The sequence below is a fragment of the Rubrivivax benzoatilyticus JA2 = ATCC BAA-35 genome (assembly GCF_000190375.1).
GTDB lineage: Bacteria > Pseudomonadota > Gammaproteobacteria > Burkholderiales > Burkholderiaceae_C > Rubrivivax > Rubrivivax benzoatilyticus.
The window spans coordinates 1-23271 of record NZ_AEWG01000158.1; the positions used below are offsets into that span (position 1 = coordinate 1).

At 71.7% G+C, this 23271-nt stretch carries 22 protein-coding genes; 8 read left to right on the plus strand and 14 right to left on the minus strand.

Going from position 1 to position 23271, the window contains the following annotated elements:
- On the minus strand, window positions 1-786 hold a 786-nt coding region (locus RBXJA2T_RS17945), incomplete at its 3' end, for a ComEC/Rec2 family competence protein (protein ID WP_039956889.1).
- A 67-nt stretch (window positions 787-853) separates the two neighbouring features.
- Here RBXJA2T_RS17945 and RBXJA2T_RS17950 point away from each other — a divergent pair.
- Together RBXJA2T_RS17950 and RBXJA2T_RS17955 are read left to right on the plus strand one after the other, a co-directional pair.
- Window positions 854-1312, plus strand: coding sequence for a RidA family protein (locus RBXJA2T_RS17950; RefSeq protein WP_009858848.1), 459 nt, complete (start codon window positions 854-856; stop codon window positions 1310-1312).
- 31 nt (window positions 1313-1343) lie between these two features.
- Entirely contained in the window at window positions 1344-1820 is a 477-nt protein-coding gene (locus RBXJA2T_RS17955) for a disulfide bond formation protein B (protein WP_009858849.1), read from the plus strand.
- 30 nt (window positions 1821-1850) lie between these two features.
- On the opposite strand, the gene RBXJA2T_RS17960 is transcribed toward RBXJA2T_RS17955, so the two are convergent.
- From RBXJA2T_RS17960 to RBXJA2T_RS17985, 6 genes are all read right to left on the minus strand, one after another.
- A complete protein-coding gene (locus tag RBXJA2T_RS17960; RefSeq protein ID WP_009858850.1) occupies window positions 1851-2600 on the minus strand; it encodes a PEP-CTERM sorting domain-containing protein in 750 nt (249 codons plus the stop codon).
- Between the two features lie 130 nt (window positions 2601-2730).
- Window positions 2731-5046: a DNA topoisomerase IV subunit A gene (gene parC / locus RBXJA2T_RS17965; protein ID WP_009858851.1), complete on the minus strand. Its 2316-nt coding sequence runs from the start codon at window positions 5044-5046 to the stop codon at window positions 2731-2733.
- 85 nt (window positions 5047-5131) lie between these two features.
- Entirely contained in the window at window positions 5132-5827 is a 696-nt protein-coding gene (locus RBXJA2T_RS17970) for a lytic transglycosylase domain-containing protein (RefSeq protein WP_237704902.1), read from the minus strand.
- Window positions 5828-6013: 186 nt separating this feature from the next.
- A complete protein-coding gene (locus RBXJA2T_RS17975) occupies window positions 6014-7597 on the minus strand; it encodes a S8 family serine peptidase (RefSeq protein WP_009858853.1) in 1584 nt (527 codons plus the stop codon).
- A gap of 116 nt (window positions 7598-7713) precedes the next feature.
- Window positions 7714-9687, minus strand: coding sequence for a DNA topoisomerase IV subunit B (locus RBXJA2T_RS17980; protein ID WP_009858854.1), 1974 nt, complete (start codon window positions 9685-9687; stop codon window positions 7714-7716).
- A 145-nt stretch (window positions 9688-9832) separates the two neighbouring features.
- Window positions 9833-11086: a D-amino acid dehydrogenase gene (locus RBXJA2T_RS17985; RefSeq protein ID WP_009858855.1), complete on the minus strand. Its 1254-nt coding sequence runs from the start codon at window positions 11084-11086 to the stop codon at window positions 9833-9835.
- Window positions 11087-11315: 229 nt separating this feature from the next.
- Here RBXJA2T_RS17985 and RBXJA2T_RS17990 point away from each other — a divergent pair, with 229 nt between their 5' ends.
- Genes RBXJA2T_RS17990 through bamC form a run of 5 tightly spaced genes read left to right on the plus strand, consistent with a single transcriptional unit; the run spans window position 11316 to window position 15309 of the window.
- Window positions 11316-12542: an MFS transporter gene (locus RBXJA2T_RS17990; RefSeq protein ID WP_009858856.1), complete on the plus strand. Its 1227-nt coding sequence runs from the start codon at window positions 11316-11318 to the stop codon at window positions 12540-12542.
- Entirely contained in the window at window positions 12539-12661 is a 123-nt protein-coding gene (locus RBXJA2T_RS20890) for a hypothetical protein (protein WP_009858857.1), read from the plus strand. Before RBXJA2T_RS17990 ends, RBXJA2T_RS20890 begins: the two co-directional genes overlap by 4 nt.
- Window positions 12661-13209 (plus strand): class I SAM-dependent methyltransferase, encoded by a 549-nt coding sequence (locus RBXJA2T_RS17995; protein ID WP_009858858.1) that lies wholly within the window; start codon window positions 12661-12663, stop codon window positions 13207-13209. Before RBXJA2T_RS20890 ends, RBXJA2T_RS17995 begins: the two co-directional genes overlap by 1 nt.
- Before the next feature lie 34 nt (window positions 13210-13243).
- Entirely contained in the window at window positions 13244-14128 is an 885-nt protein-coding gene (dapA, locus tag RBXJA2T_RS18000) for a 4-hydroxy-tetrahydrodipicolinate synthase (protein WP_009858859.1), read from the plus strand.
- Window positions 14129-14184: 56 nt separating this feature from the next.
- Window positions 14185-15309 (plus strand): NlpB/DapX family lipoprotein, encoded by a 1125-nt coding sequence (gene bamC / locus RBXJA2T_RS18005; protein ID WP_138938928.1) that lies wholly within the window; start codon window positions 14185-14187, stop codon window positions 15307-15309.
- A gap of 124 nt (window positions 15310-15433) precedes the next feature.
- Here bamC and RBXJA2T_RS18010 read toward each other — a convergent pair whose 3' ends face one another.
- From RBXJA2T_RS18010 to RBXJA2T_RS18020, 3 genes are all read right to left on the minus strand, one after another.
- Entirely contained in the window at window positions 15434-15625 is a 192-nt protein-coding gene (locus tag RBXJA2T_RS18010) for a hypothetical protein (protein ID WP_009858861.1), read from the minus strand.
- A gap of 158 nt (window positions 15626-15783) precedes the next feature.
- Window positions 15784-16272: a hypothetical protein gene (locus RBXJA2T_RS18015; RefSeq protein ID WP_029718632.1), complete on the minus strand. Its 489-nt coding sequence runs from the start codon at window positions 16270-16272 to the stop codon at window positions 15784-15786.
- Window positions 16269-17399 carry a cupin domain-containing protein gene (locus RBXJA2T_RS18020; RefSeq protein ID WP_009858863.1) on the minus strand — a complete coding sequence of 377 codons (1131 nt, stop codon included), beginning with the start codon at window positions 17397-17399 and terminating at the stop codon, window positions 16269-16271. Before RBXJA2T_RS18020 ends, RBXJA2T_RS18015 begins: the two co-directional genes overlap by 4 nt.
- Window positions 17400-17437: 38 nt before the next feature.
- Here RBXJA2T_RS18020 and RBXJA2T_RS18025 point away from each other — a divergent pair, with 38 nt between their 5' ends.
- A complete protein-coding gene (locus tag RBXJA2T_RS18025; RefSeq protein WP_009858864.1) occupies window positions 17438-17959 on the plus strand; it encodes an FKBP-type peptidyl-prolyl cis-trans isomerase in 522 nt (173 codons plus the stop codon).
- Window positions 17960-18035: 76 nt separating this feature from the next.
- Here RBXJA2T_RS18025 and dut read toward each other — a convergent pair whose 3' ends face one another.
- From dut to alaS, 4 genes are all read right to left on the minus strand, one after another.
- Window positions 18036-18485, minus strand: a complete 450-nt coding sequence (gene dut, locus RBXJA2T_RS18030) for a dUTP diphosphatase (protein WP_009858865.1) — start codon at window positions 18483-18485, stop codon at window positions 18036-18038.
- On the minus strand, window positions 18485-19711 hold the full coding sequence (gene coaBC, locus RBXJA2T_RS18035) for a bifunctional phosphopantothenoylcysteine decarboxylase/phosphopantothenate--cysteine ligase CoaBC (protein ID WP_009858866.1): 1227 nt from the start codon (window positions 19709-19711) through the stop codon (window positions 18485-18487). Before coaBC ends, dut begins: the two co-directional genes overlap by 1 nt.
- A gap of 28 nt (window positions 19712-19739) precedes the next feature.
- Window positions 19740-20510 carry a UPF0149 family protein gene (locus RBXJA2T_RS18040; protein WP_009858867.1) on the minus strand — a complete coding sequence of 257 codons (771 nt, stop codon included), beginning with the start codon at window positions 20508-20510 and terminating at the stop codon, window positions 19740-19742.
- Between the two features lie 88 nt (window positions 20511-20598).
- A complete protein-coding gene (gene alaS, locus RBXJA2T_RS18045; RefSeq protein ID WP_009858868.1) occupies window positions 20599-23232 on the minus strand; it encodes an alanine--tRNA ligase in 2634 nt (877 codons plus the stop codon).
- Window positions 23233-23271: the final 39 nt, after the last annotated feature.

The window sequence follows — 23271 nt, forward strand, 5'->3', positions numbered from 1 at the left end:
GCTCATCAGGTGGGCGACGCCGGTGACGCGGAAGAGCTCCCAGTCCTCGCGCTCGATCGCCGCCTGGTCGCCGATCGCCAGCGCCGCCAGCACGCCGGCGGCGGCCGGGTCGGCGACCCGCGCGAAGACCGCGTCGCGCACGCGCTGGCGCCAGCGCTCCAGCGGTGCCGCGGCGTCGACCGCCAGCCGTTGCGGCGCGGGGGCGGCGCGCACGCTGCCGGTGGCGCCGATGCCCTGGATGAACCAGGCCAGCTCGGCGTCGAAGCCGTGCGGATTGAGCCCGCCGTGCGGCGGCTTGAGCCGGACGTGCCAGCGCCAGCGTTCACCGACCGCCGGCCCCGGCGGGCGCGCGTCGCCGTCGGCATACCCGCCGAGCACGACACGCGGCGGCACCGTCACCGGGCGGCCGTCGGCCGTGGCCGCGCCCTCGGTCTCGACGGTGAAACGCACACCGCCGGCATGCACCGCCGGGATGCGCACGACGACGCCGGTGAGCACCAGCTCGGCACCGGCCAGCCCGGGTGCCAGGCGCTCGGCCAGGCGCTGGGTGGCACGCCAGTCGGTGGAGGCGGCGCCGAGCGCGGCGGCGGCCAGTGCCAGCGAGGCCGCACGGCGCGGGCCGCGGCCCCCGGCCAGGGCCAGCAACGTGGCGGCGGACACCAGCAGAAGCAGCTGGATCTGCGCGCCCCAGGGTTCGGGCTGGTGCAGCTGCAGCAGCACACCGGCCAGCCAGCCAGCACCGGCGGCCCACCACCCTCGCGCCGCAGGCTCCGCCGGGCCGGTCATCGGCCCAGTGTAGGATGGCCCGTTCCCCTGAACGGCACCCCCGAAGGCGTGCCCTCCCGAGCCGACCATGAGCATCCAAGACCGCCTGAACCAGCTGGGCATCACGCTGCCCGCCGTCGCCGTGCCCGCCGCCGCCTACGTGCCTTTCGTGCAGACCGGCAAGCTCGTCTTCATCTCCGGCCACATCGCCAAGCGCGACGGCAAGCCCTGGGTCGGCCAGCTCGGCCTGACGATGACCACCGCCGAAGGCCAGGCCGCGGCGCGCGCGATCGCCGTCGACCTGCTGGGCACGCTGGCGGCCGCGGCCGGCGGGCTGGAGAACGTCGCCCGCATCGTCAAGGTGATGAGCCTGGTGAACAGCACGCCGACCTACACCGAGCAGCACCTGGTGACCAACGGCGCCAGCGAGCTCTTCGTCGAGGTCTTCGGCGCCGAGGTCGGCGCCCATGCGCGCAGCGCCTTCGGCGTCGCCCAGATTCCGCTGGGCGCCTGCGTCGAGATCGAACTGATCGCCGAGCTTAAGTGACCCCCCCCGTAGCGCGCGAGCGGAGCCGGCGATGAAGCGCGCCGATCTGGTGCTGGGCGCGATCGCGCTCGGCGGCCCGGCGGCCGTCGCCGCGGCCTACTACACCCAGCACGCCTGGAACATGCCGCCGTGCCCCTGGTGCGTGCTGCAGCGCCTGATCTTCCTGGCGCTGGCGGCGGCAGCGGCGCTGGCGCTGGTCTGGCGCTCGCCGCTGGGGCGGCGTGTCGGCGCGCTGCTGGCGCTGGGCTTTGCCGGCTGCGGCATCGGCGCGGCGCTGTGGCAGCACTTCGTCGCGGCCAGCGAGGCCACGTGCGACCTGTCCTTCGCCGAACGTTTCATCGGCGCGCTCGGCCTGGACGCTCGCTACCCCGACCTGTTCATGGCGATGACCAGCTGCGCCGACGCGGCCACCCGCCTCTTCGGTCTGCCCTACGAGTTCTGGAGCCTGGGCCTGTTCGTGCTGTCGGCGCTCGGGGCCATCATCGTGATGGCGCAGCCGCGGCGCTGAACGCGGCGAACGCCGGCCGCGGCCGGCCTCTCAGGCCTTGCGCCGGCGCAGGCCGGCACCGGCGGCGCCCAGCGCCAGCAGCGCGAGTGCCGCGCTGCCCGGCTCGGGCACGTCGTTGCTGGCCGGCTTGGCCGGCCCCTGGCGCAGCGAGGCCATCAGGAAGTCCTGCGAGCCGTTGCGCTGCAGCACCGAGATGTCGTAGATCGAGCTGACGCCGGCGGCGGCCAGCAGCAGCTCGATGGCGTAGTCGCCCAGCGCCCGCAGCGGCCGGCCCTCGGCGAGGTTGAAGCCGCTGCCCGAACGCACGCTCGTGTCCTTGTCGTAGACGGTGTTCCAGATCGCGAGCTGCAGCGCCGCCGACTCGAAGGCCGTGTCGACCGCCGACGCGTTCTGGCCGACGTAGGTCATCAGGCGGCCCAGCAGGTCGACCTTGGCCTGGCTGCCGAAGTAGTCGAGCCCGCCGACGAGCTGGTAGCCGGTCATCGCCTGCCGGCCGAACGAGAAGGTCTCCTCGAGCTCGACGCAGTAGGTGATGAAGTCGGTGGCGGCGCTCTGGCCGTCGGCCAGCCAGCTGCCCTTGAACGCGCCGGCCTCGACGCTGAAGCTGTGGCGGTAGCTGTTGCCACGTGCCGGCACGTCGGGGCTGACGTAGGCGCCCTCGACCGACACGCCGCTGCCGTAGGCCCAGTCGGTGAGCGTGACGCTGGCGGCCTGGGCCGCACCGGCGGCCGTGAACAGGGCGATCGCGCCGACGGCGGCGCGCAGGAGAACGGGGGTCATCGTCGGGTCCGCATGAGCTTGCAACGGGCCGGACGATAGAAGCCGTTACGGTTTGACACATCCCCGCGCTCCGGGGTGCGGCGCCTGCTGCGGGCGGGCGAGCGTGAGATCGTGCACGCCCGCCGCAGCTTCAGGGGGCCGGCGAGCGCAGCGCGGCGACCTTCTGGAAGCCTTCCAGCTTGCGCCCCTTGCGCGCACGTTTGCCGATGCAGGAGGTGAAGGCGCTGTTGCGGATCTCCTCGTCGCGCGCCTTGCCGCCGCGGCCGCTGCCGACGACCAGCACCGACTGCGCGCAGGCCGCCACCGCGACCAGCGGCGTCGCCGCGTCGACGTCCATCAGCGTCAGGCCGCGGCCGCCGTTGGGCTGGTGCTTCAGCTCGTCGAGCGGGTAGACCAGCAGCCGGCCGTCGGCCGCCAGGCAGGCGGCGTTCGTCTGGCCGGCGGCCACGGCCCAGGGCTCGAGCGGGCGCTCGCCCGCTTCCAGCGTCAGGAAGCTCTTGCCGGCACGCTGGCGGCCGTGCAGGTCGCCGGCCTTGGCCAGCAGGCCGAAGCCGCCGCTGTTGGCCAGCAGCAGCGTCGTGTCGGCGGCGCCGGCCCAGTAGTGGGCGATGGCGGTGCCGGCTTCCAGCTCGATCAGCGTCGTGATCGGCACGCCGTCGCCGCGCCCGCCGGGCAGCGACGAGACGGCGACGCTGTAGACGCGGCCACGGTCGCCGAAGACCAGCAGCGTGTCGACGCTGCGGCAGGCGAAGGTGGCGTAGAGCGCGTCGCCGGCCTTGAAGCCCAGCGTCGAACGTTCGACCTCGTGGCCCTTCAGCGCCCGCACCCAGCCCTTCTGGCTGACGACCACCGTCACCGGCTCGTCGACGACGCGGATCTCGGCGACCGCGCGGCGCTCTTCCTGGATCAGCGTGCGGCGCTCGTCGCCGCAGGCCTTGGCGTCGGCCTCGATCTCGCGGATCAGCGTGCGCTTGAGCACCGCCGGGCTGGCGAGGATCTCTTCCAGCCTGGCCTGCGTTTCGCGCAGCTCCTTCAGCTCCTGCTCGATCTTGATCGCCTCCAGCCGCGCCAGCTGGCGCAGCCGCAGGTCGAGGATGTCGTCGGCCTGGCGCTCGCTCAGATTGAAGCGTGCGATCAGCGCGGCGCGCGGCTCGTCGCTCTCGCGGATGATGCGGATCACCTCGTCGATGTTCAGCAGCACCAGCTGCCGGCCTTCGAGCACGTGGATGCGCTCCAGCACCTTGTCCAGGCGATGGCGCGTGCGCCGCTGCACCGTCTGCTGGCGAAAGCCGATCCACTCCTCCAGCATCTGGCGCAGGCTCTTCTGCGTCGGCCGGCCGTCGGCGCCGACCATCGTCAGGTTGACCGGCGAGTTGCACTCCAGGCTGGTGTTGGCCAGCAGCGTCGTGATCAGATCCTGCTGCGAGACGGTGCGGCTCTTGGGCTCGAAGACCAGGCGCACCGGCGCGTCCTTGCTGGACTCGTCGCGCACCGCGTCCAGCACCGCGAGCACGGTCTGCTTGAGCTGCTGCTGCTCCTGCGTCAGCGCCTTCTTGCCGGGGCGCAGCTTGGGGTTGGTCAGCTCCTCGATCTCCTCGAGCACCCGCTGGGCGCTGGTGCCCGGCGGCAGCTCGTTGACGACGAGCTGCCACTGGCCGCGCGCCAGGTCCTCGATCGTCCAGCGCGCGCGGACCTTCAGGCTGCCGCGGCCGCTGGCGTAGGCGGCGCGGATCTCGGCGGCGCTGCTGATGATCTGGCCGCCGCCGGGGAAGTCGGGGCCGGGCAGCAGGGTGTACAGCGCGTCGTCGGCCAGCGCCGGGTCGCGGATCAGCTCGACCGCGGCGGCCGCGACCTCGCGCAGGTTGTGGCTGGGGATCTCGGTGGCCAGGCCGACGGCGATGCCCGAGGCGCCGTTCAGCAGCACGAAAGGCAGGCGCGCCGGCAGCTGGCGCGGCTCCTGGGTCGAGCCGTCGTAGTTGGGCTGGAAGTCGACCGTGCCTTCGTCGATCTCGTCGAGCAGCAGGCGCGCGATCGGCGCCAGGCGGGCCTCGGTGTAGCGCATCGCCGCCGCGCCGTCGCCGTCGCGGCTGCCGAAGTTGCCCTGGCCGTCGACCAGCGGGTAGCGCTGGCTGAAGTCCTGGGCCATGCGCACCATCGCGTCGTAGGCCGCGGTGTCGCCGTGCGGGTGGTAGCGGCCGAGCACGTCGCCGACGACACGTGCGCTCTTCACCGGCTTGGCGCCGACGTTGCCGTTGTAGCCCAGCCCCATGCGGTGCATCGCGTACAGGATGCGGCGCTGCACCGGCTTCTGGCCGTCGCAGACGTCGGGCAGCGCGCGACCCTTGACGACCGACAGCGCGTACTCGAGATAGGCGCGTTCGGCGTAGTCGGCCAGCGTCAGGGCGTCGGCGGGTTCGGCCGCCGCGAAATCGAAGAGGTCTCGCATGCAGGGCGGGCGGCCGCGGGGCCGCTCGGCTTGGAAAGGCGGCGATTCTCGCAAACGCCGCCGGGCGGCGCCGGAGCGCGCCGGTTCAGCCCAGCGCCAGCCGCGTCGCGCGCGCCGCCTGGCTGCGCTGCAGCAGCGCCCAGTACAGCTCCAGCACCAGGTGCACGTGGGCGCGGGTCTCGGCCAGGCGCGGCAGGCCGCCGTGGCGGCGCACCGTGCCTTCGCCGGCGTTCCAGGCCGCCAGCGCGAGCTCGATGCGGCCGTAGCGGCGCGTCAGGTCGGCGAGCATGCGCGCGCCGGTGTGGATGTTGGTGCGCGCGTCGAGCAGGCGCTCGGCCGCAGGCTGGCGGCGCTCGGCCGCGGTCGCGTAGCGGTCGCCGGTGACGGCGGTGATCTGCATCAGCCCGATCGCGCCGCGCGGCGACACCGCGTCGCGCCGGAAGCCCGACTCGACGGCGATGACGGCGGTCAGCAGTTCGGCGTCGACGCCGTGCAGGCGGGCGGCCTCGCGCACCCAGGGCACCAGCACCTTGGCCTCCGGCGCGATTTCCATCCAGGTCAGCAGCGCGTCGGCGCCGTCGCGTTTGCCGGGCACGCGCGGGCCGGTGGCGGCGGTGTCGGCATGCACCAGGCGGTAGCGGGAGTCGACCGCGCGCGAGGCGAAGTGCGCCACGCCCTGGGCGTCGACATAACCCCAGAGTTCGGCATGGGCCGGGCCACCGGCGGCCAGCAGCAGCGCCAGCAGGACGGGACGGAGGAAGCTCGGGCGGACGCGGGACACGATCGCCGCATCGTAGGCGGCGCACCGCCGCCGCGATCCGGCGAACACCGCCGTCGCGGTGGTGCAGTTCGGCGCCGCGCAAATGAAAACCGCCGGGCACGGCCGGCGGTTCTCGGATGGCGGGCCAGGCCTTGCGGCGAGGGCCGAGCCTGGCGCGAGAGGCCTGGCGGCCTCTCGCGTCGCGGCTCAGTTCGCGCAGCCCAGCGTGTTGATGCGGTCGATCGCGGCCTTGGCCTGCACCAGGCCGGCGCCGGTCTTGTCGTCGCGGCCGGGGTCGCCGATGTCCAGCGCGCTCTTGACCAGCGTGCTGCGGATCTGCTGCGCGCTGCAGCTCGGGAAGTAGCTCCACACCAGCGCCGCGACACCGGAGGCATGCGGCGTGGCCATCGAGGTGCCGTTGAACGCGGCGTACTTGGCCGGATCGGGTTCGATCGCGACGTAGGTCGACTGGCCGAGCTGGCCCATCAGCGCCGCGCCGTCGGCCTGCGTGATGCCGACCGACGGGATCGTCGTGACGACGTCACCCATCGTGCCGGCGAGCTCGCCCGCGGTGTTGTTGTAGATGACCGCACCGACACCGCCGCTGGTCTGGCAGTTCACGACCTTGTCGGCGAACGAGATGTTGCCGCGCGAGATCAGGCAGACCTTGCCGGTCATCGAGCCGGCGGCCGGGGTGTCGCCAAAGCCGAAGTCGGCGAGCGCACCGGTGGCGCCGGTGACCGGCGAGCCTTCCATCGACAGCGAGGGCACGGCGACGCCGCCGACCTTCAGCACGCTCATCGTCAGCACGTTGGGCGGCACCGTCGAGACGACGGCGACGCCCGGCGCGGCGATCTCCACCGTCGCGTTGTATTGCGAGAACGAAGCCCAGGCCTTGTTCTCGTCGACGGCGGCGACCGACATCACGTTGTCGAAGCCGGCCGGGTACGACACCGCCGTCGTGCCGGCATTGCCCGCCGCGGCGATGAACAGGATGCCCTTCTGCGTCAGGCGGTCGATGGCGCGCTTCTCGGTGCGGCTGGGGCTGGCGCTGCCCAGCGACATCGAGACGATGTTCGCCTTGGCGCGGCCGCAGGCGTTGATGGCCTTGGTGATCGTCGAGGCGCTGGCGCTGCCGGAGGCGTCGAACACCTTGGCGATGTACAGCGAGACCTGCTTGCGGCCGTTGACGCCGACGACGCCGACATCGTTGTCCAGCGCCGCGACGGTGCCGGCCACGTGCGTGCCGTGCGCGTTCTCGTCGGTGTTCCAGCTGCCCGAGCCGGAGAAGTTCTGGCCCGCCAGCTTGTTGCCGGCGAGGTCCTCGTGCGTGCCGTCGATGCCCGAGTCGACGATGCAGACCTTGGGTGTCCAGGCCGGCGTGCCGGCCACCTGATCGGCCTGCACGGCGGTGATGCCGTAGGGCAGCGTCTGCGTCGACGCGGCCGCCAGCGCCGCCTTGCGGCTCTTGATCGAGGTGCTGCGCTGGCCCTGGAGGGTGTGGATCACGTCCTCTTCGACGTAGTCGACGCCGGCCAGCGCCCGCAGCTTGGCGAGCTTGGCGCGCGGCACGGTGACCGCGATCGCGTTGTCGTCGGCGAGGTCGGCGCGGAGCTTGCCGCCAAGACCGGCGAGCCCGCTGCGCAGCTTGGCGGCGGCGCCGGCCTTGTACGCGACGATGACGTTCACGCTGCCCGCGTCGGCGGCGACGGCCGCCATCGACGCGCTGCAGACAACCGCCGACACGGCCAGCAAGACGGCCGTGCGCAACGGCTTGAGAACCTGGGTCATGGGACGAACTCCGGCAAAGAAAAGCCACATGCGGCAGAAGCATTTGACTTTTCCGACGCCGGAGCAGAGCGTCAACCCCCGATCCCGGCGTCAGGAGAACACCGAGCGCAGCCCCGTCAGACGTCGATCTCGACCGCGTCGGCGCGCAGTTCCATCAGATCGCGCCGCGCCTGCGCCTCGCCCTTGCCCATCAGCCGCGTGAACAGCTCGACGGTGTTGTCCAAGCCCGGTGCGCCGAAGGCCACCGGCAGCAGGCGGCGCGTCTCGGGGTTCAGCGTCGTGTCCCAGAGCTGCTCGGCGTTCATCTCGCCGAGGCCCTTGAAGCGGCTGATGGTCCACGAGCCTTCACGCGCGCCTTCCTTGCGCAGCTTGTCCAGCGCCGCCTCGAGCTCGCCGTCGTCCAGCGCATAGAGCTTGGCCGCCGGGCGCTTGCCGCGCGCCGGCGCGTCGATGCGGTACAGCGGCGGGCGCGCGACGTAGACGTGACCGCGTTCGATCAGCTTCGGGAAGTGGCGGAAGAACAGCGTCAGCAGCAGCACCTGGATGTGCGAGCCGTCGACGTCGGCGTCCGACAGGATGCAGACCTTGCCGTAGCGCAGCCCCGACAGGTCGGGCTCGTCGGCCGGGCCGTGCGGGTCGACGCCCAGCGCCACCGAGATGTCGTGGATCTCGTTGTTCTTGAACAGCAGGTCGCGTTCGACCTCCCAGGAGTTCAGCACCTTGCCGCGCAGCGGCAGGATGGCCTGGGTCTCCTTGTCGCGGCCCATCTTGGCGCTGCCGCCGGCGGAGTCGCCTTCGACGAGGAAGACCTCGTTGAGGCTCAGGTCGCGGCTCTCGCAGTCGGTCAGCTTGCCGGGCAGCACGGCGACACCCGAGCCCTTCTTCTTCTCGACCTTCTGGCCGGCACGCTGGCGCGTCTGCGCCTGGCGGATCACGAGCTCGGCCAGCTTCTTGCCGAACTCGACGTGCTGGTTCAGCCAGATCTCCAGCGCCGGGCGCACGAAGCTGGCGACGAGCTTCAGCGCGTCGCGGCTGTTCAGCCGCTCCTTGATCTGGCCCTGGAACTGCGGGTCCAGCACCTTGGCCGACAGCACGAAGCTGGCGCGCGAGAACACGTCCTCGGGCATCAGCTTGACACCCTTGGGCAGCAGCGCGTGCAGCTCGATGAAGCCCTTGACCGCCTGGAACAGGCCATCCTTCAGGCCGGACTCGTGCGTGCCCCCGGCCACCGTCGGGATCAGGTTGACGTAGCTCTCGCGCAGCGTCGTGCCTTCGTCGGTGAAGGCCACGCACCAGGCCGCGCCCTCGCCTTCGGCGAAGCTCTCGGTCTCGTTGGCGGCGGCGTACTGGGCACCCTCGAACAGCGGGATCAGCGGCTCGGCGGCCAGGCTCTGCAGCAGGTAGTCGCGCAGGCCGGATTCGTAGCGCCAGGTCTGGGTCTCGCCGGTCTTCTCGGTGGCCAGCGTGACGGTGACGCCGGGCATCAGCACGGCCTTGCTGCGCAGCAGGTGCAGCAGCTCGCCGCGCGGCAGCTCGGGGCTCTCGAAATACTTCGGGTCGGGCCAGACGCGCACGCGTGTGCCGTGGCGGCGTTCACTGGACGTCGCCTTGCGCACCGCCAGCGGCTCGATGACCTCGCCACCGTTGCCGAAGGCCAGCGTCGCGCACTGGCCTTCGCGCCAGACCGTCACTTCCAGCCGCGTCGCCAGCGCGTTCGTCACGCTGACGCCGACGCCGTGCAGGCCGCCGGAGAAGCTGTAGGCACCGCCCGAGCCCTTGTCGAACTTGCCGCCGGCGTGCAGCCGCGTGTAGACGATCTCCAGCACCGGCACCTGCTCCTCGGGGTGCAGGCCGAAGGGGATGCCGCGGCCGTCGTCCTCGACGGCGACCGAGCCGTCGGCGTGCAGCGTCACCGCGATGCGTTTGCCGAAGCCCGCCAGCGCCTCGTCGGCGGCGTTGTCGATCACTTCCTGGACCACGTGCAGCGGGTTGTCCGTGCGCGTGTACATGCCCGGCCGCTGCTTGACGGGCTCCAGGCCCTTCAAGACGCGGATCGAGGCTTCGGCATAACTGCCCTGCTTGATTGCCATAGGGGGCGGATTCTAGGAACCCCGGGGATGGGGTCAGGCGGATGGGGTCAGGTCCCGAGGGCGGATGGGGTCAGGTCCCTCGGGACCTGACCCCAGTCTTCCTCAGTCTTCCCCAGTCTTCCTTGCGCGGCCAGCCCGGCGCGCCTCAACCGTAGCGAGCGATGTTCAGCGGCGCGACGTCGATCTCGGGCTGGCGGCCCGAGACGATGTCGGCGATGACACGCCCGGTGCCGGCGGCCATCGTCCAGCCCAGCGTGCCGTGGCCGGTGGCCAGCAGCAGGTCGCGCACCGGCGTCTCGCCGACGATCGGCGTGCCGTCGGGCGTCATCGGGCGCAGGCCGCACCAGAACTCGGCGCGCGAGACGTCGCCGCCACGCGGGAACAGGTCGGTGACGACGTGCTCCAGCGTCTGGCGGCGGCCGCCACGCAGCGTCAGGTCGAAGCCGCCGAGCTCGGCCGTGCCGCCGACGCGGATGCGGTCGCCCAGCCGCGTGACGGCCACCTTGTGCGTCTCGTCCATGATTGTCGACTCGGGCGCGAAGGCGGCGTCGGTGATCGGCACCGTGATCGAGTAGCCCTTGACCGGGTAGATCGGCAGGCTGAGGCCCAGCGGCTTCATCCACTGCGGCGAGAAGCTGCCGAGCGCGACGACGACGCGGTCGGCGCTCAGCGTGCCGGCCGTCGTGCGCACGCCCGAGACGCGGCCGCCCGAGACCTCGACGCCCTGCACCGTCGTGTCGAAGCGGAAGCGTACGCCCAGCGCACGCGCCATCTCGGCCAGGCGGTTGGTGAACTTGAAGCAGTCGCCGGTCTCGTCGTTGGGCAGGCGCAGCGCACCGACGAACTTTTCCTGGGTGAGCGCGAGCGCCGGCTCGACCTTGACGAAACCCTCGCGGTCCAGCACCTCGAAGGGCACGCCGTACTGGCGCAGCACCTCGACGTCGCCGACTATGCCGTCGAGCTGCTTCTGGGTGCGAAACAGCTGCAAGGTGCCCTGGGCGCGGTCGTCGTACTCGATGCCGGTCTCGGCACGCAGCGCCTTCAGGCAGTCGCGGCTGTACTCGGCGATCGGCACCATGCGGCTCTTGTTCAGCGCATAGGCGCGGGCGTTGCAGTTGGCCAGCATCGCCAGGCCCCAGCGCCACATCTTCGGGTCGAGCAGCGCGCTGACGACCAGCGGCGAATGCTGCATCAGCATCCACTTGATGGCCTTCAGCGGCACGCCCGGGCCGGCCCAGGGCGACGAGTAGCCCGGCGAGATCTCGCCGGCGTTGCCGAAGCTCGTTTCCAGCGCCGGGCCGCTCTGGCGCTCGACGACCTCGACCTCGTGCCCCGACTTCGCGAGGTAGTAAGCCACCGAGGTGCCGATGACACCGCTGCCCAGGACCAGGACCTTCATGCGCCGCTGCCGTTGCCGTTGAAGAGGCGCACTCTACCGACCGGTCCGCAGACGCTTTCACCATAGTTTCCCGAACATCTCCTCACGATTCACCATTCAAAAGCGCATGCACCGAATCGCCTGCAACTGAACCGCGAAAGTGCACGAAGGAACCACGGTGGAGCACAGCCATTGCCGCGCCGACCGCGCCGCCGACGCGCCCTCGCCGCATTGGATACATTGCGCCCCCATGATCCCCGCCACGACCGCACCGCGCCTGTCGATGACGCAGGTGCTGCTCTGCGGCGCCGCGATCGTCACCCTCAGCATGGGCATCCGCCACGGCTTCGGCCTGTGGCTGCAGCCGATCACGATGGACCGCGGCTGGACACGCGAGACCTTCGCCTTCGCGCTGGCGGTGCAGAACCTGGCCTGGGGCCTGGCCGGGCCGGTGGCCGGCATGCTGGCCGACCGCTGGGGCGCCTTCCGCGTGCTGATCGTCGGCTCGGTGCTGTACGCGCTGGGCCTGGTGTCGATGGCGCTCGCCACCTCAGGGCTGGCCTTCACCGGCGGCGCCGGGCTGCTGATCGGCATCGCCCAGTCGGGCACGACCTACGCGGTGATCTACGGCGTCATCGCGCGCAACGTCGCGCCCGAGAAACGCTCCTGGGCGATGGGCGTGGCCGCCGCAGCGGGTTCGTTCGGCCAGTTCCTGATGGTGCCGGTGGAGAACTGGCTGATCGGCGGGCTGGGCTGGCAGAACGCGCTGTTCCTGCTCGGCTGCGCGGCGCTGGCCATCGTGCCGCTGGCCTTCGGCCTGAAGGAGCCGGCCGGCGCCGGCGTGCACACCGGCCCGGCACAGAGCGTGGGCGCGGCGCTGCGCGAGGCGCTGGGCTACCGCAGCTTCCTGCTGCTGACCGCCGGCTACTTCGTCTGCGGCTTCCAGGTCGTGTTCATCGGCGTGCACATGCCGGCCTACCTGAAGGACCAGGGCCTGGGCCCCGAGGTCGCGACCACCGCGCTGGCGCTGATCGGCCTGTTCAACGTCTTCGGCACCTATGCCGCCGGCGTGCTGGGGCAGAAGCTCGCCAAGCGCCACATCCTGGCCGCGATCTACCTGCTGCGCGCCATCGTCATCACGATCTTCGTGCTGTCGCCGATCACGACCTGGGGCGTCTATCTCTTCGCCGCGACGATGGGCGTGCTGTGGCTGTCGACGGTGCCGCCGACCAACGCCATCGTCGCCCAGATCTTCGGCGTGCGTTACATGTCGATGCTGGGCGGCATCGTCTTCCTCAGCCACCAGGTCGGCTCCTTCCTCGGCGTCTGGCTCGGCGGCCGGCTCTACGACACGACCGGCAGCTACCAGGTCGTCTGGTGGATCGCGGTGGCGCTGGGCGTGTTCGCGGCTCTCGTCAACCTGCCGGTGCGCGAGACGGCGATCCCGCGCGCCGAGGCGCGCCCGGTGGCTGCATGAAGACCGGCCGCGTGCTGGCCTGGATCGTGGCGGTCGCCGTGCTCGGCGCGGTCTTCGCCGCCTACCGCGACCCGCACACCGTCGTCGACCTGGCGACGCGTGTCTGGTCCTGCTTCTGATGCCGGGCCTCGCCCCGCCGTCGGACTGGCTGCAGCGCTGGGCCCACCTGCTGCCCGCCGGCGGCCGCGTGCTCGATGTGGCCTGCGGCCACGGCCGGCACGTGCGCTGGCTGGCCGAACGCGGCTGGCAGGTCACTGCCGTCGACCGCGACGTGCAGGCGCTGGCGCCGCTGTCGGCCATCGCCGAGACCGTCGTCGCCGACCTCGAGGCCGGCCCCTGGCCCCTGCCCGGCCGCCGCTTCGACGCGGTGCTGGTGACGAACTACCTCTGGCGGCCGCTGTTCCCGGCGCTGCGCGCGGCGCTGGCCGACGGCGGCGTGCTGATCTACGAGACCTTCGCGCGCGGCCAGGAGAGCTACGGCCGGCCGTCGCGGCCGGAGTTCCTGCTGGCACCGGGCGAACTGCTGGCCGCGGCCTCGGGCCTGCACGTGCTGGCCTATGAAGACGGGCTGCTCGACGGGCCGACGCGGCGCGTGCAGCGCATCGTCGCCATCGCGCCGCCCAGCGGCGCGCTCGCCCTCGCCGGAGCGCGGCACTCTGGCAGCTAAAATCGGCGATTTACCGCGGCTACGGCTTAAGCGCATGAAGGCAATTGTTGGCAGCATCGTCGCGCTCGTCACGCCGATGCACCCGGACGGCAGCGTCGACTACGAGGCACTCGGCCGGCTCATCGACTGGCACATCGCCGAAGGCACCGACTGCATCGGCGTCGTCGGCACCACCGGCGAATCGGCGACGCTCACGGTGCCCGAGCACTGCGAGGTGATCCGCTTCTCGGTCGAACGCGCCCAGGGCCGCGTGCCGATCATGGCCGGCGCCGGCGGCAACTCGACCGCCGAGGCGATCGAGCTGACGCGCTTCGCCAAGGAAGTCGGCGCCGACTGCACGCTGCAGGTCGTGCCCTACTACAACAAGCCGTCGCAGGAAGGCATGTACCGCCACTTCCGCGCGATCGCCGAAGCGGTCGACCTGCCGCTGATGCTCTACAACGTGCCCGGCCGCACGGTCGCGGACATGCTGCCGGAAACCGCGCTGCGCGTCGCCCAGGTGCCGGGTGTCTTCGGCATCAAGGAAGCCACCGGCAACATCGAACGCGCCGCCTGGCTGATCAAGCACGCGCCCGAAGGCTTCTCGGTCTATTCCGGCGACGACGGCACCGCCGTCGCGCTGATGCTGCTGGGCGGCAAGGGCAACGTCAGCGTCACCGCCAACGTCGCGCCGCGGCTGATGCACGAGATGTGCGTCGCGGCGATCGAAGGCGACGCGCGCCGCGCGACGGCCATCCACTTCCAGCTGCTGGCGCTGCACCGCGCGCTGTTCTGCGAGTCCAACCCGGCGCCCGCGAAGTGGGCGCTGCACCGGATGGGCCGCTGCGCCAACGTGCTGCGCCTGCCGCTGCTGCCCGTCACCGAGGCCGGCCAGGCCGCGGTCGACGCCGCGCTCGCCGACAGCGGCGTGTGCATCTGAAGAAGCCCCTCACCCGCCACCCGCGGCCGCCACAGGCCGCGCCGGAGACCGTCACCGTGAATCGTATTCCCGTCGTTCCCGCAGCCCGGACCACCGCGCTCGCCGTTGCCGTCGCGCTGGCCGGCTGCTCCTCGATCGGCGACATGCTGTCGGGCGACAAGGTGGACTACCGCAGCACCAAGGTGCGCGAGCAGCCGCTGGACGTGCCGCCGGACCTGAGCCAGCTCGCACGCGACAGCCGCTACCAGGCCCAGGGCGGTGTCGTCAGCGCCGCCAACTCCGGCCTGGCGACGTCGGCCAACGGCGCCGCCATGGCCGGCGCCGTGGCCCCGGCGGCACGCGGCGAGACCCGCGTCGAGCGCCTGGGCAACGAGCGCTGGCTCGTCGTGCCGATGTCGCCCGACCAGCTCTGGCCGCAGCTGAAGACCTTCTGGCAGGAGCGCGGCTTCGTCATCGAGAGCGAGGACGCGCAGACCGGCATCCTCGAGACCGACTGGGCCGAGAACCGCGCCAAGCTGCCGCACGACTTCATCCGCACGACGATCGGCCGCGTGTTCGGCAACCTCTACGACACCGGCGAGCGCGACCGCTTCCGCATGCGCGTCGAACGCACCGCCACCGGCAGCGAGGTCTACATCGCCCACCGCGGCCTGGAGGAGGTCTACGTCGGCGACCGCAAGGACGCCACCGAGTGGCGCCCGCGCGCCAGCGACCCGCAGCTCGAGGCCGAGATGCTGACGCGGCTGATGGTCAAGCTCGGCACGCCCGAGACGCAGGCCCGTGAGGCCGTGGCCGCCCCGGCCGTGGCGCAGTCGCGTGCACGCCTGGTGCAAGGCACGCCGGCGACGGTGGAGGTCGACGAGAGCTTCGACCGCGCCTGGCGACGTGTCGGCCTGGTGCTCGACCGCACCGGCTTCTCGGTCGAGGACCGCGACCGCGCCGCCGGCCTGTACTTCGTGCGCTACATCGACCCGAAGGAGATCGGCAAGGAGGAGCCCGGCTTCTTCTCGAAGCTCTTCGGCGGCGCCAAGGACGGCCCGGCGGGCCCGCAGCGCTACCGCGTGCTGGTCAAGGCCGCGGGCGACAAGACGACGGTGACGGTGCAGCCGGCCAGCGGCAGCGGCTCGGCCGGCGAGTCGGGTGATCGCATCGCCGGCATCCTGGCCAACGAACTGCGCTGAGCTCGTCCACGTGAAAGAAGGCCGCCTGCGGGCGGCCTTTTTCTTGTCCCTGCGGGTTTGTCGCAGGCATGAAAAAAGCCGCCCGAAGGCGGCTTTTGAGCGTTCGGATCGCTCGGTCTCGCGATTATTGGGAGGCGGCTTCCGAGGCCGGGGCGGCGACTTCCGACGCGGCTTCCACCGGCGCCGAAGCAGCTTCCGAAGCGGCCGGAGCCGGTTCAGCGGCCGGCGGCGGCGGCGGGGGGGTTTCTTCCTTCTTGCCGCAGGCGGCCAGCGCCATCGCGGCGACCAGCGAAGCCAGAACGATCGACTTGTTCATGCGTGTGTCCTCAGGGAATTGTGGGTCGACGGAACCTCAAGGGATGGTGGGTCGACCCGACCCGGATCTCGCAACCCTCCACCCCCGAAAGACAAGGACGGGCTTTGCGCCTCTCCCATGCCTAGCCTAAAAGTATAGCGCCGAATAGGTGCATTCCCCTACAGGCCTAAAGGACGGAGGAAAAACGAGGGTTGCGCGCGCTCGATGCGGCCGTCCAGCACGTCGCGCCAGCGCTGCGCGTCGCCCGCGTCGCGGCCGGCACGGCCGCGCCAGTGCTCGGCGTCGCGCAGGTGCACGAAGACGTCGCCGTCGTCGACCAGCACCCGCGGCAGCTCGGCCTCGTCGCCCTCTTCCGGCGCCCAGCCTTCGACGGCGTGAGCCCAGGGCGTGCGCCAGGCGACGAAACGCGGATGACGGCGCGGCAGCACGCTCCAGTCGGCGGCCAGCAGCACGAGGCGGCGCTGCGGCCGCTTCAGCCAGGGCACGAGGCGCTCGTGCAGCGCGGCGTCATCCAGCGGCCAGTCGGCGAAGTCGGGGTCGCAGCAGACGATGCGGCGCGCACCACGCGCGATCGCGGCCTCGAAGGCCTGGTGCACGGCGTCGTGGAAGGCGCCGCGCGAGTCGAACAGCACCGAGCCCGCGCTCATCGCCCACCCCGGCGCACCCAGCCGGTCTCGATCCAGCCGGCCACCGTCTCGCGTGCGCCGTCGCTGAGGCCGGCACAGTCGCGTGCCGACAGGACACGGTCGTCGGCCAGGCGGCGCATCAGGCGCGCATCGCGGCCGCCGGCGACGAAGGACTCGCCGTTGAGGAAGACGTGGCGCTCGTCGTAGAGCATGCGGCTCTTCGGGTCGAGCGCGACACCGGCGCCGAAGGCCTCGTCGCCGTCGACCGCCTCGCCGTCGAACCAGACCCGCGGCTTGGGCTCGCTGAGGATCTCGCCGAGCGCGCGGTCGAGCGCACCGCGGCGCGTGAGCAGGCGCTCGACAGCGCGGCCGGCGAACTCCCGCAGTCCCGCCGGGATCTCGCCCGGCGTCGCGGTGGCCGGCTGGCGCGGGTCGCGGTAGAGCGCGCCGTCGCCGAGTTCGTCGTCTTCGGCCAGGCGCTGCAGCAGCTCGCGCGCCAGCCCGGTCTGCAGCGGCACGCGGAAACCCGCCGAGGCCGTCATGCACTCGCCTTCGGCGATGCCGTCGTGGCCCCAGCGCGGCGGCAGGTAGAGCATGTCGCCGGGCTCGAGCACCCACTCCTCGGCGGGCTCGAAGTTCTGCAGCAGCCGCACCGGCATGTCGGGCAGCAGCGTCTCGTCGGCCACCGGGCCGATGCGCCAGCGGCGGCGGCCGTGCACCTGGATCAGGAACACGTCGTAGGAATCGAGGTGCGGGCCGACGCCGCCGCCGTCGCTGGCCCAGGACAGCATCAGGTCGTCCAGCCGCGCCTCGGGGATGAACGAGAAGCGGCGCAGCAGCTCGTGCGCCGCCGGCACGTGCAGGTCCAGGCCCTGCACCAGCAGCGTCCAGCCCGGGCGCGAAGCCGGCGGCAGCGCGCGGCGTGCGAACGGGCCCTGGCGCAGCGACCAGCGGCCGCCGTCGCGCTGCACCAGGCGCGACTCGACGTCTTCGCTGCCGGCCAGGTCGAACAGCGCGGCGCGCGCCAGCGGCGGCGTGACGCCCGGCAGCGCCTGGCGCACGAGCAGCGGCTTCTTCTGCCAGTGGCGCCGCATGAAGGCCTGCGGCGAGAGCCCGCCCAGCAGGGCGATCGGTGCGTTGAGATCCATGCCCCATTGTCCCGCGGACGCTGTGCGATCATCGCCCGATGAACATCGCAGCTCCCTGCGTCGTCAGTCTCACCTGGCTGCTGACCGACGCCCAGAACAACACCATCGACGAACTGAAGGAACCGGTCGAGTTCTTCTACGGCGGCGACGACCTGCTCGCCCCGGTCGAGGAAGCGCTCGCCGGCCACGTCGAAGGCGACGAGGTGCGCGTGCAGCTCGAACCCGAGCAGGCCTTCGGCGACTACAAGAGCGAACTCGTCTGCTTCGAGGACCGCAAGCTCTTCCCCGAGAACCTGGAGACCGGCATGGCCTTCGAGGGCCTGCCGCCGGGCGCGGCGACGCCGGACATGCCGGCCGACACGATCTACGTCGTCACCGAGGTCTACCCGTCGCACGTCGTGCTCGACGGCAACCACCCGCTGGCCGGCATGGCACTGCGGCTGACGATCCGCGTGCGCGCGGTGCGCGAGGCCGACGAGGACGAGATCGAGGCGCGCAGCGTCGGCAACAACGCCTTCACGGTGCTGGACGCGGCCGCGCCGGAGCAGCCGCTGCACTGAAGCCGGCGGCCCGGCGCTGGAAAGCTGGGGTCAGGTCTCTCAAGACCTGACCCCGCCGATTTGACCCCGCCGATCCTCAGCGCGCCCCGGTGGAGCCGAACCCGCCCTCGCCGCGCTCCGACGCGTCGAAGTCCTCGACGATGCGGAAGGTGGCCTGCACCACCGGCACGACGACGAGCTGCGCGATGCGCTCGAAGGGCTGCAGCGTGTACGCGGCGCTGCCGCGGTTCCAGACGCTGACCATCAGCGGGCCCTGGTAGTCGCTGTCGATCAGGCCGACGAGGTTGCCGAGCACGATGCCGTGTTTGTGGCCCAGGCCCGAGCGCGGCAGGATCACCGCCGCCAGCGACGGGTCGGCGACGTGGATCGCGATGCCGGTGGACACCAGCGCGCTGGCGCCGGGCGCCAGTTCCAGCGGCGCGTCCAGGCAGGCGCGCAGGTCCAGGCCGGCGCTGCCGGGCGTCGCGTAGCGGGGCAGCTGGTCCGCCATGCGCGGGTCCAGCACCTTGAGGTCGATCGTCGTCATCAGGTCGGGAATCGGGTGATGCGGCCGGCGATCTCGCGCACGAGTTCGCGGGCCAGGCTCAGCTTGTCGCCGTGGGGCAGCTCGCGTTCGCCGGCGGCGTCGACGAGCAGCAGCGTGTTGTCGTCGCGGCCGAAGGTCGCGGGCCCCAGGTTGCCGACGATCAGCGGCACGCCCTTGCGCTCGAGCTTCTCGCGTGCGTGGCGCACGAGGTCGTGGCTCTCGGCGGCGAAGCCGACGCACCACGGCCGCGTCTGCACGGGCAGGCGCGCGACGGCGGCCAGGATGTCGGGGTTCTCGGCCAGCTCGAAGGTCGGCGCGATCTTCTTGCCGTCCTTCTTGATCTTGTGGTCGTTGAACTGCGAGGGCCGCCAGTCGGCGACCGCCGCGGTGGCGACGAAGACGTCGTGCGTGGGCGCCAGCGGCAGCACCGCGTCGTGCATCTGCTGCGCGCTGCAGACGTCGATGCGGCGCACGCCGGCCGGCGTCGGCAGGTGCACCGGGCCGGCGACCAGCGTCACGTCGGCACCGGCTTCGGCCGCCGCGCGCGCGACGGCGAAGCCCATCTTGCCGCTCGAATGGTTGGTGATGCCGCGCACCGGGTCGATGGCCTCGAAGGTCGGCCCGGCGGTGATCAGCACGCGCCGGCCGGCCAGCACCTTGGGCTGGAAATGCGCGACGAGCGCGTCGCGCAGCTCGACGGCCTCGAGCATGCGGCCGTCGCCGGTCTCGCCGCAGGCCTGGGAGCCGCTGGCGGGCCCGAGCACGACGGCGCCGTCGGCGGCCACCTGGGCGACGTTGCGCTGCGTCGCCGGATGGGCCCACATCTCGCGGTTCATCGCCGGGGCGACGAACAGCGGCACACGGTCGGCCGGCCGCGCCAGGCAGGCCAGCGCCAGCAGCTCGCCGGCGCGGCCCTGGGCGAGCTGGGCGATGAAGTCGGCACTCGCCGGCGCGACGACGATCGCGTCGGCCTCGCGCGACAGCTCGATGTGGGCCATCGAGTTCGCCGGGCGTGCGTCCCACTGGCTGGTGAACACCGGGCGACCCGACAGCGCCTGCATCGTCACCGGGGTGATGAACTGCAGCGCGGCGTCGGTCATCACGACCTGCACGGTGGCGCCGGCGCGGACGAGCTCGCGCGTCAGCTCGGCGGCCTTGTAGCAGGCGACGCCGCCGGTCAGCCCGAGCAGGACGTGGCGGCCGAGAAGGTCTTGGCGATCGGACATGGGGCGGGACTGTAAGCGCGGGCCGGCTTCAGGCCGCCGCTCCATGGCATTTCTTGTACTTGAGGCCGCTGCCACAGGGGCAAGGATCGTTGCGACCGGGTGTCTTCTCGACACGCCGGGTCTCGGGCTTGGGCGCGTGGTCGACCCACCACATCCGCAGGTCCTGCACGGCGTAGCAGGCCTCGTCGATCAGGCGGTCGCGGTCGGCGCCTTCGTCGCCGTAGACGGCCTTCACGTGCTCGGCCAGTTCCTCGCTGCCTTCGGCCAGGCGCAGCGCGTGCACCTGGGCCAGCAGCTCCTCGAACGCGGCCATCGAGTCCTCGCCGGCGTCGGCGCGCCAGTCGGCGCTGAAGGCCTGCAGCGCGGCGAAGAAGCCATCGGCCCATTCGGCGCCGGTGACGAGGCCCGCGGCCTCCTCGGGCTTCAGGCCGTCGACCTCGATCGCCTCCTGGCGGCCGGCGTCGTCCCAGACGTACATCAGCGGCGCCAGGCGCAGCGCGTCGGGGTCCTCGTCGATCGACTCGGCGTCGAGCTGCACCGCCAGCGCCGCGGCGCGTGTGGCCAGCGCCTGCTCGGCGGCGGCCTGGTCCTCGGGGTCGGCGAAGGCACGTTCGTAGGCCTCGCCGGCCATCGCCGGCAGCCACTGCGCGATCGGCAGCGGCTTCGGGCCGGCGGCGAGCGCGGCGAGGAAGCCGTCGCACCATTCGGCCGACAGACGGCCGTCGAAGCCGCCGAGGCGCTGGCAGACGGTGCTGAAGGCCTCGATCTCGGCCTCGGTGTTCTGGCGTGCGGGTTTCATCGTGTGCGGCCGGCGGCAGCCGGCAGGTTCAGCCGGCGGCCGGCGGCAGCCGCGGCGGGTGAGAAGCAGGCCGGCGCCGCCCGGCGCCTCAGGCGCGCTCGCCGACCCAGCCGGCCACCGAGGCCAGCGCCTGCGGCAGCGCGGCGGCGTCGGTGCCGCCGGCCATCGCCAGATCCGGCTTGCCGCCGCCCTTGCCGCCGACCTGGCCGGCGACGAAGTTGACCAGCTCGCCGGCCTTGAGCTTGCCGCCGGCGACCAGATCGCCGGTGACGCCGGCGGCGAGCTGCACCTTGGCGCCATCGACGGCGGCCAGCACGATGGCCGCGCTCTTGAGCTTGTCCTTGAGCTTGTCCATCGTCTCGCGCAGCGCCTTGGCGTCGGCACCGGCCAGCGTCGCCGCCAGCACCTTGATGCCCTTGACGTCGACGGCCGAGGCCAGCAGCTCGTCGCCCTGGGCCGAGGCCAGCCGGCCCTTCAGCGCGGTGATCTCCTTGTCCAGCGCACGCAGCTGCTCGAGCACCGCGTCGACACGCGCCGGCACCTCGGCCGGCGTCACCTTCAGCGTCGCGGCGACACCGCCGAGCGCGCCTTCGAGCTGCTGCAGGTAGGCCAGCGCGTTGTCGCCGGTGACGGCCTCGACGCGGCGGATGCCGGCGGCGACGCCGCCTTCGGCGGCGATCTTGAACAGGCCGATGTCGCCGGTGCGCTGCACGTGCGTGCCGCCGCAGAGCTCGCGGCTGCCGCCGATGTCGAGAACGCGCACGGTCTCGCCGTACTTCTCGCCGAACAGCATCATCGCGCCGAGCTTCTGCGCCTCGTCGATGGCCATCGTGCGCGCCTGCGTGGCGGCGTTGGCCAGGATCTCGGCGTTGACCAGCGCCTCGACCTGGGCGATCTGGGCCGCGGTCACCGGCGCGTTGTGGGCAAAGTCGAAACGCGTGCGCTCCGGCGTCACCAGCGAGCCCTTCTGCTGCACGTGGCCGCCCAGCACCTCGCGCAGCGCCTTGTGCATCAGGTGCGTGGCGCTGTGGTTGCGGATGGTCTTGGCGCGCAGCTCGGCGTCGACGCGCGCGACCAGCGTGTCGCCGATCTCGATCTCGCCTTCGACGATGCGCGCCTGGTGGCCGTGCACCTGGGCCTGGATCTTCACCGTGTCCTCGACGACGAGGCGGGCGCGGCCGTTGCGCAGCTCGCCGCGGTCGCCGACCTGGCCGCCGCTCTCGGCGTAGAACGGCGTGTGGTCGAGCACGACGACGACGTCGTCGCCGGCCTGGGCCTTCGTCACCGGCGTGCCGTCGACGTAGATCGCGCTCACCTTGGCGTGTTCGCAGACCAGGTGCTCGTAGCCGTGGAAGGTGGTCGCCTCGCCGTCGTAGGCCAGGCCCTGGGCCATCTTGAACTTGGCTTTGCTGCGCGCCTGCTCGCGCTGGCGCTGCATCGCGGCGTCGAAGCCGGCGCCGTCGACGGTGACGCCGCGCTCGCGGCAGACGTCGGCCGTCAGGTCGAGCGGGAAGCCGAAGGTGTCGTGCAGCTTGAAGGCGGTCTCGCCGTCGATGACGGTGGCGCCACTGGCCAGCGCGCCTTCGAGGATCTCCATGCCGTGGGCGATGGTCTGGAAGAAACGCTCTTCTTCCGCCTTCAGCACCTCGGTGATGCGCAGCTTGTCGCGGCGCAGCTCGGGATAGGCCTCGCCCATCTCGACGGCCAGGGCCTCGACCAGCGTGTGGAAGAAGGGCTTGCGCGCGCCGAGCTTGTAGCCGTGGCGGATGGCGCGGCGGGCGATGCGGCGCAGCACGTAGCCGCGGCCTTCGTTGCCGGGGATGATGCCGTCGGCCACCGTGAAGGCGCAGGCGCGGATGTGGTCGGCGATGACCTTCAGGCTCGGGCTCTCGGCGTCGACGTCCTGGCCGCCGGCAGCCTCGACGGCCGACCGGGCCGCGGCCAGCAGGTTCACGAACAGGTCGATCTCGTAGTTGCTGTGCACGTGCTGCAACACCGCGGCCAGGCGCTCCAGGCCCATGCCGGTGTCGACGCTGGGCTTGGGCAGCCGGTGCATCGTGCCGTCTTCGGTGCGGTTGAACTGCATGAAGACGTTGTTCCAGATCTCGATGTAGCGGTCGCCGTCCTGCTCGGGGCTGCCCGGAGGGCCGCCGGCGACGTCCGGGCCGTGGTCGTAGAAGATCTCCGAGCACGGGCCGCAGGGGCCGGTGTCGCCCATCATCCAGAAGTTGTCGCTGGCGTAGCGCGCGCCCTTGTTGTCGCCGATGCGCACGATGCGCTCGGCGGGCAGGCCGATGACCTTCAGCCAGATGTCGTAGGCCTCGTCGTCCTCGGCGTAGACCGTCGCCCAGAGCTTGTCCTTGGGCAGCTTGAAGTGCTCGGTCAGCAGCTCCCAGGCGAAGCTGATCGCGTCCTTCTTGAAGTAGTCGCCGAAGCTGAAGTTGCCCAGCATCTCGAAGAAGGTGTGATGCCGCGCGGTGTAGCCGACGTTCTCCAGGTCGTTGTGCTTGCCGCCGGCGCGGATGCACTTCTGGCTGGTCGTCGCGCGCGTGTACGGCCGCTTGTCGAAGCCGAGGAACACGTCCTTGAACTGGTTCATCCCGGCGTTGGTGAACAGCAGCGTCGGGTCGTCGCCCGGCACCACCGGCGAACTCGGAACGATGGTGTGTCCCTTCGATTCGAAGAACTTCAGGAACGTGGAGCGGATCTCGGAGGCTTTCATGCCGCGGATTCTAAGGTTGGGCCATCGTCCAGAATGGGG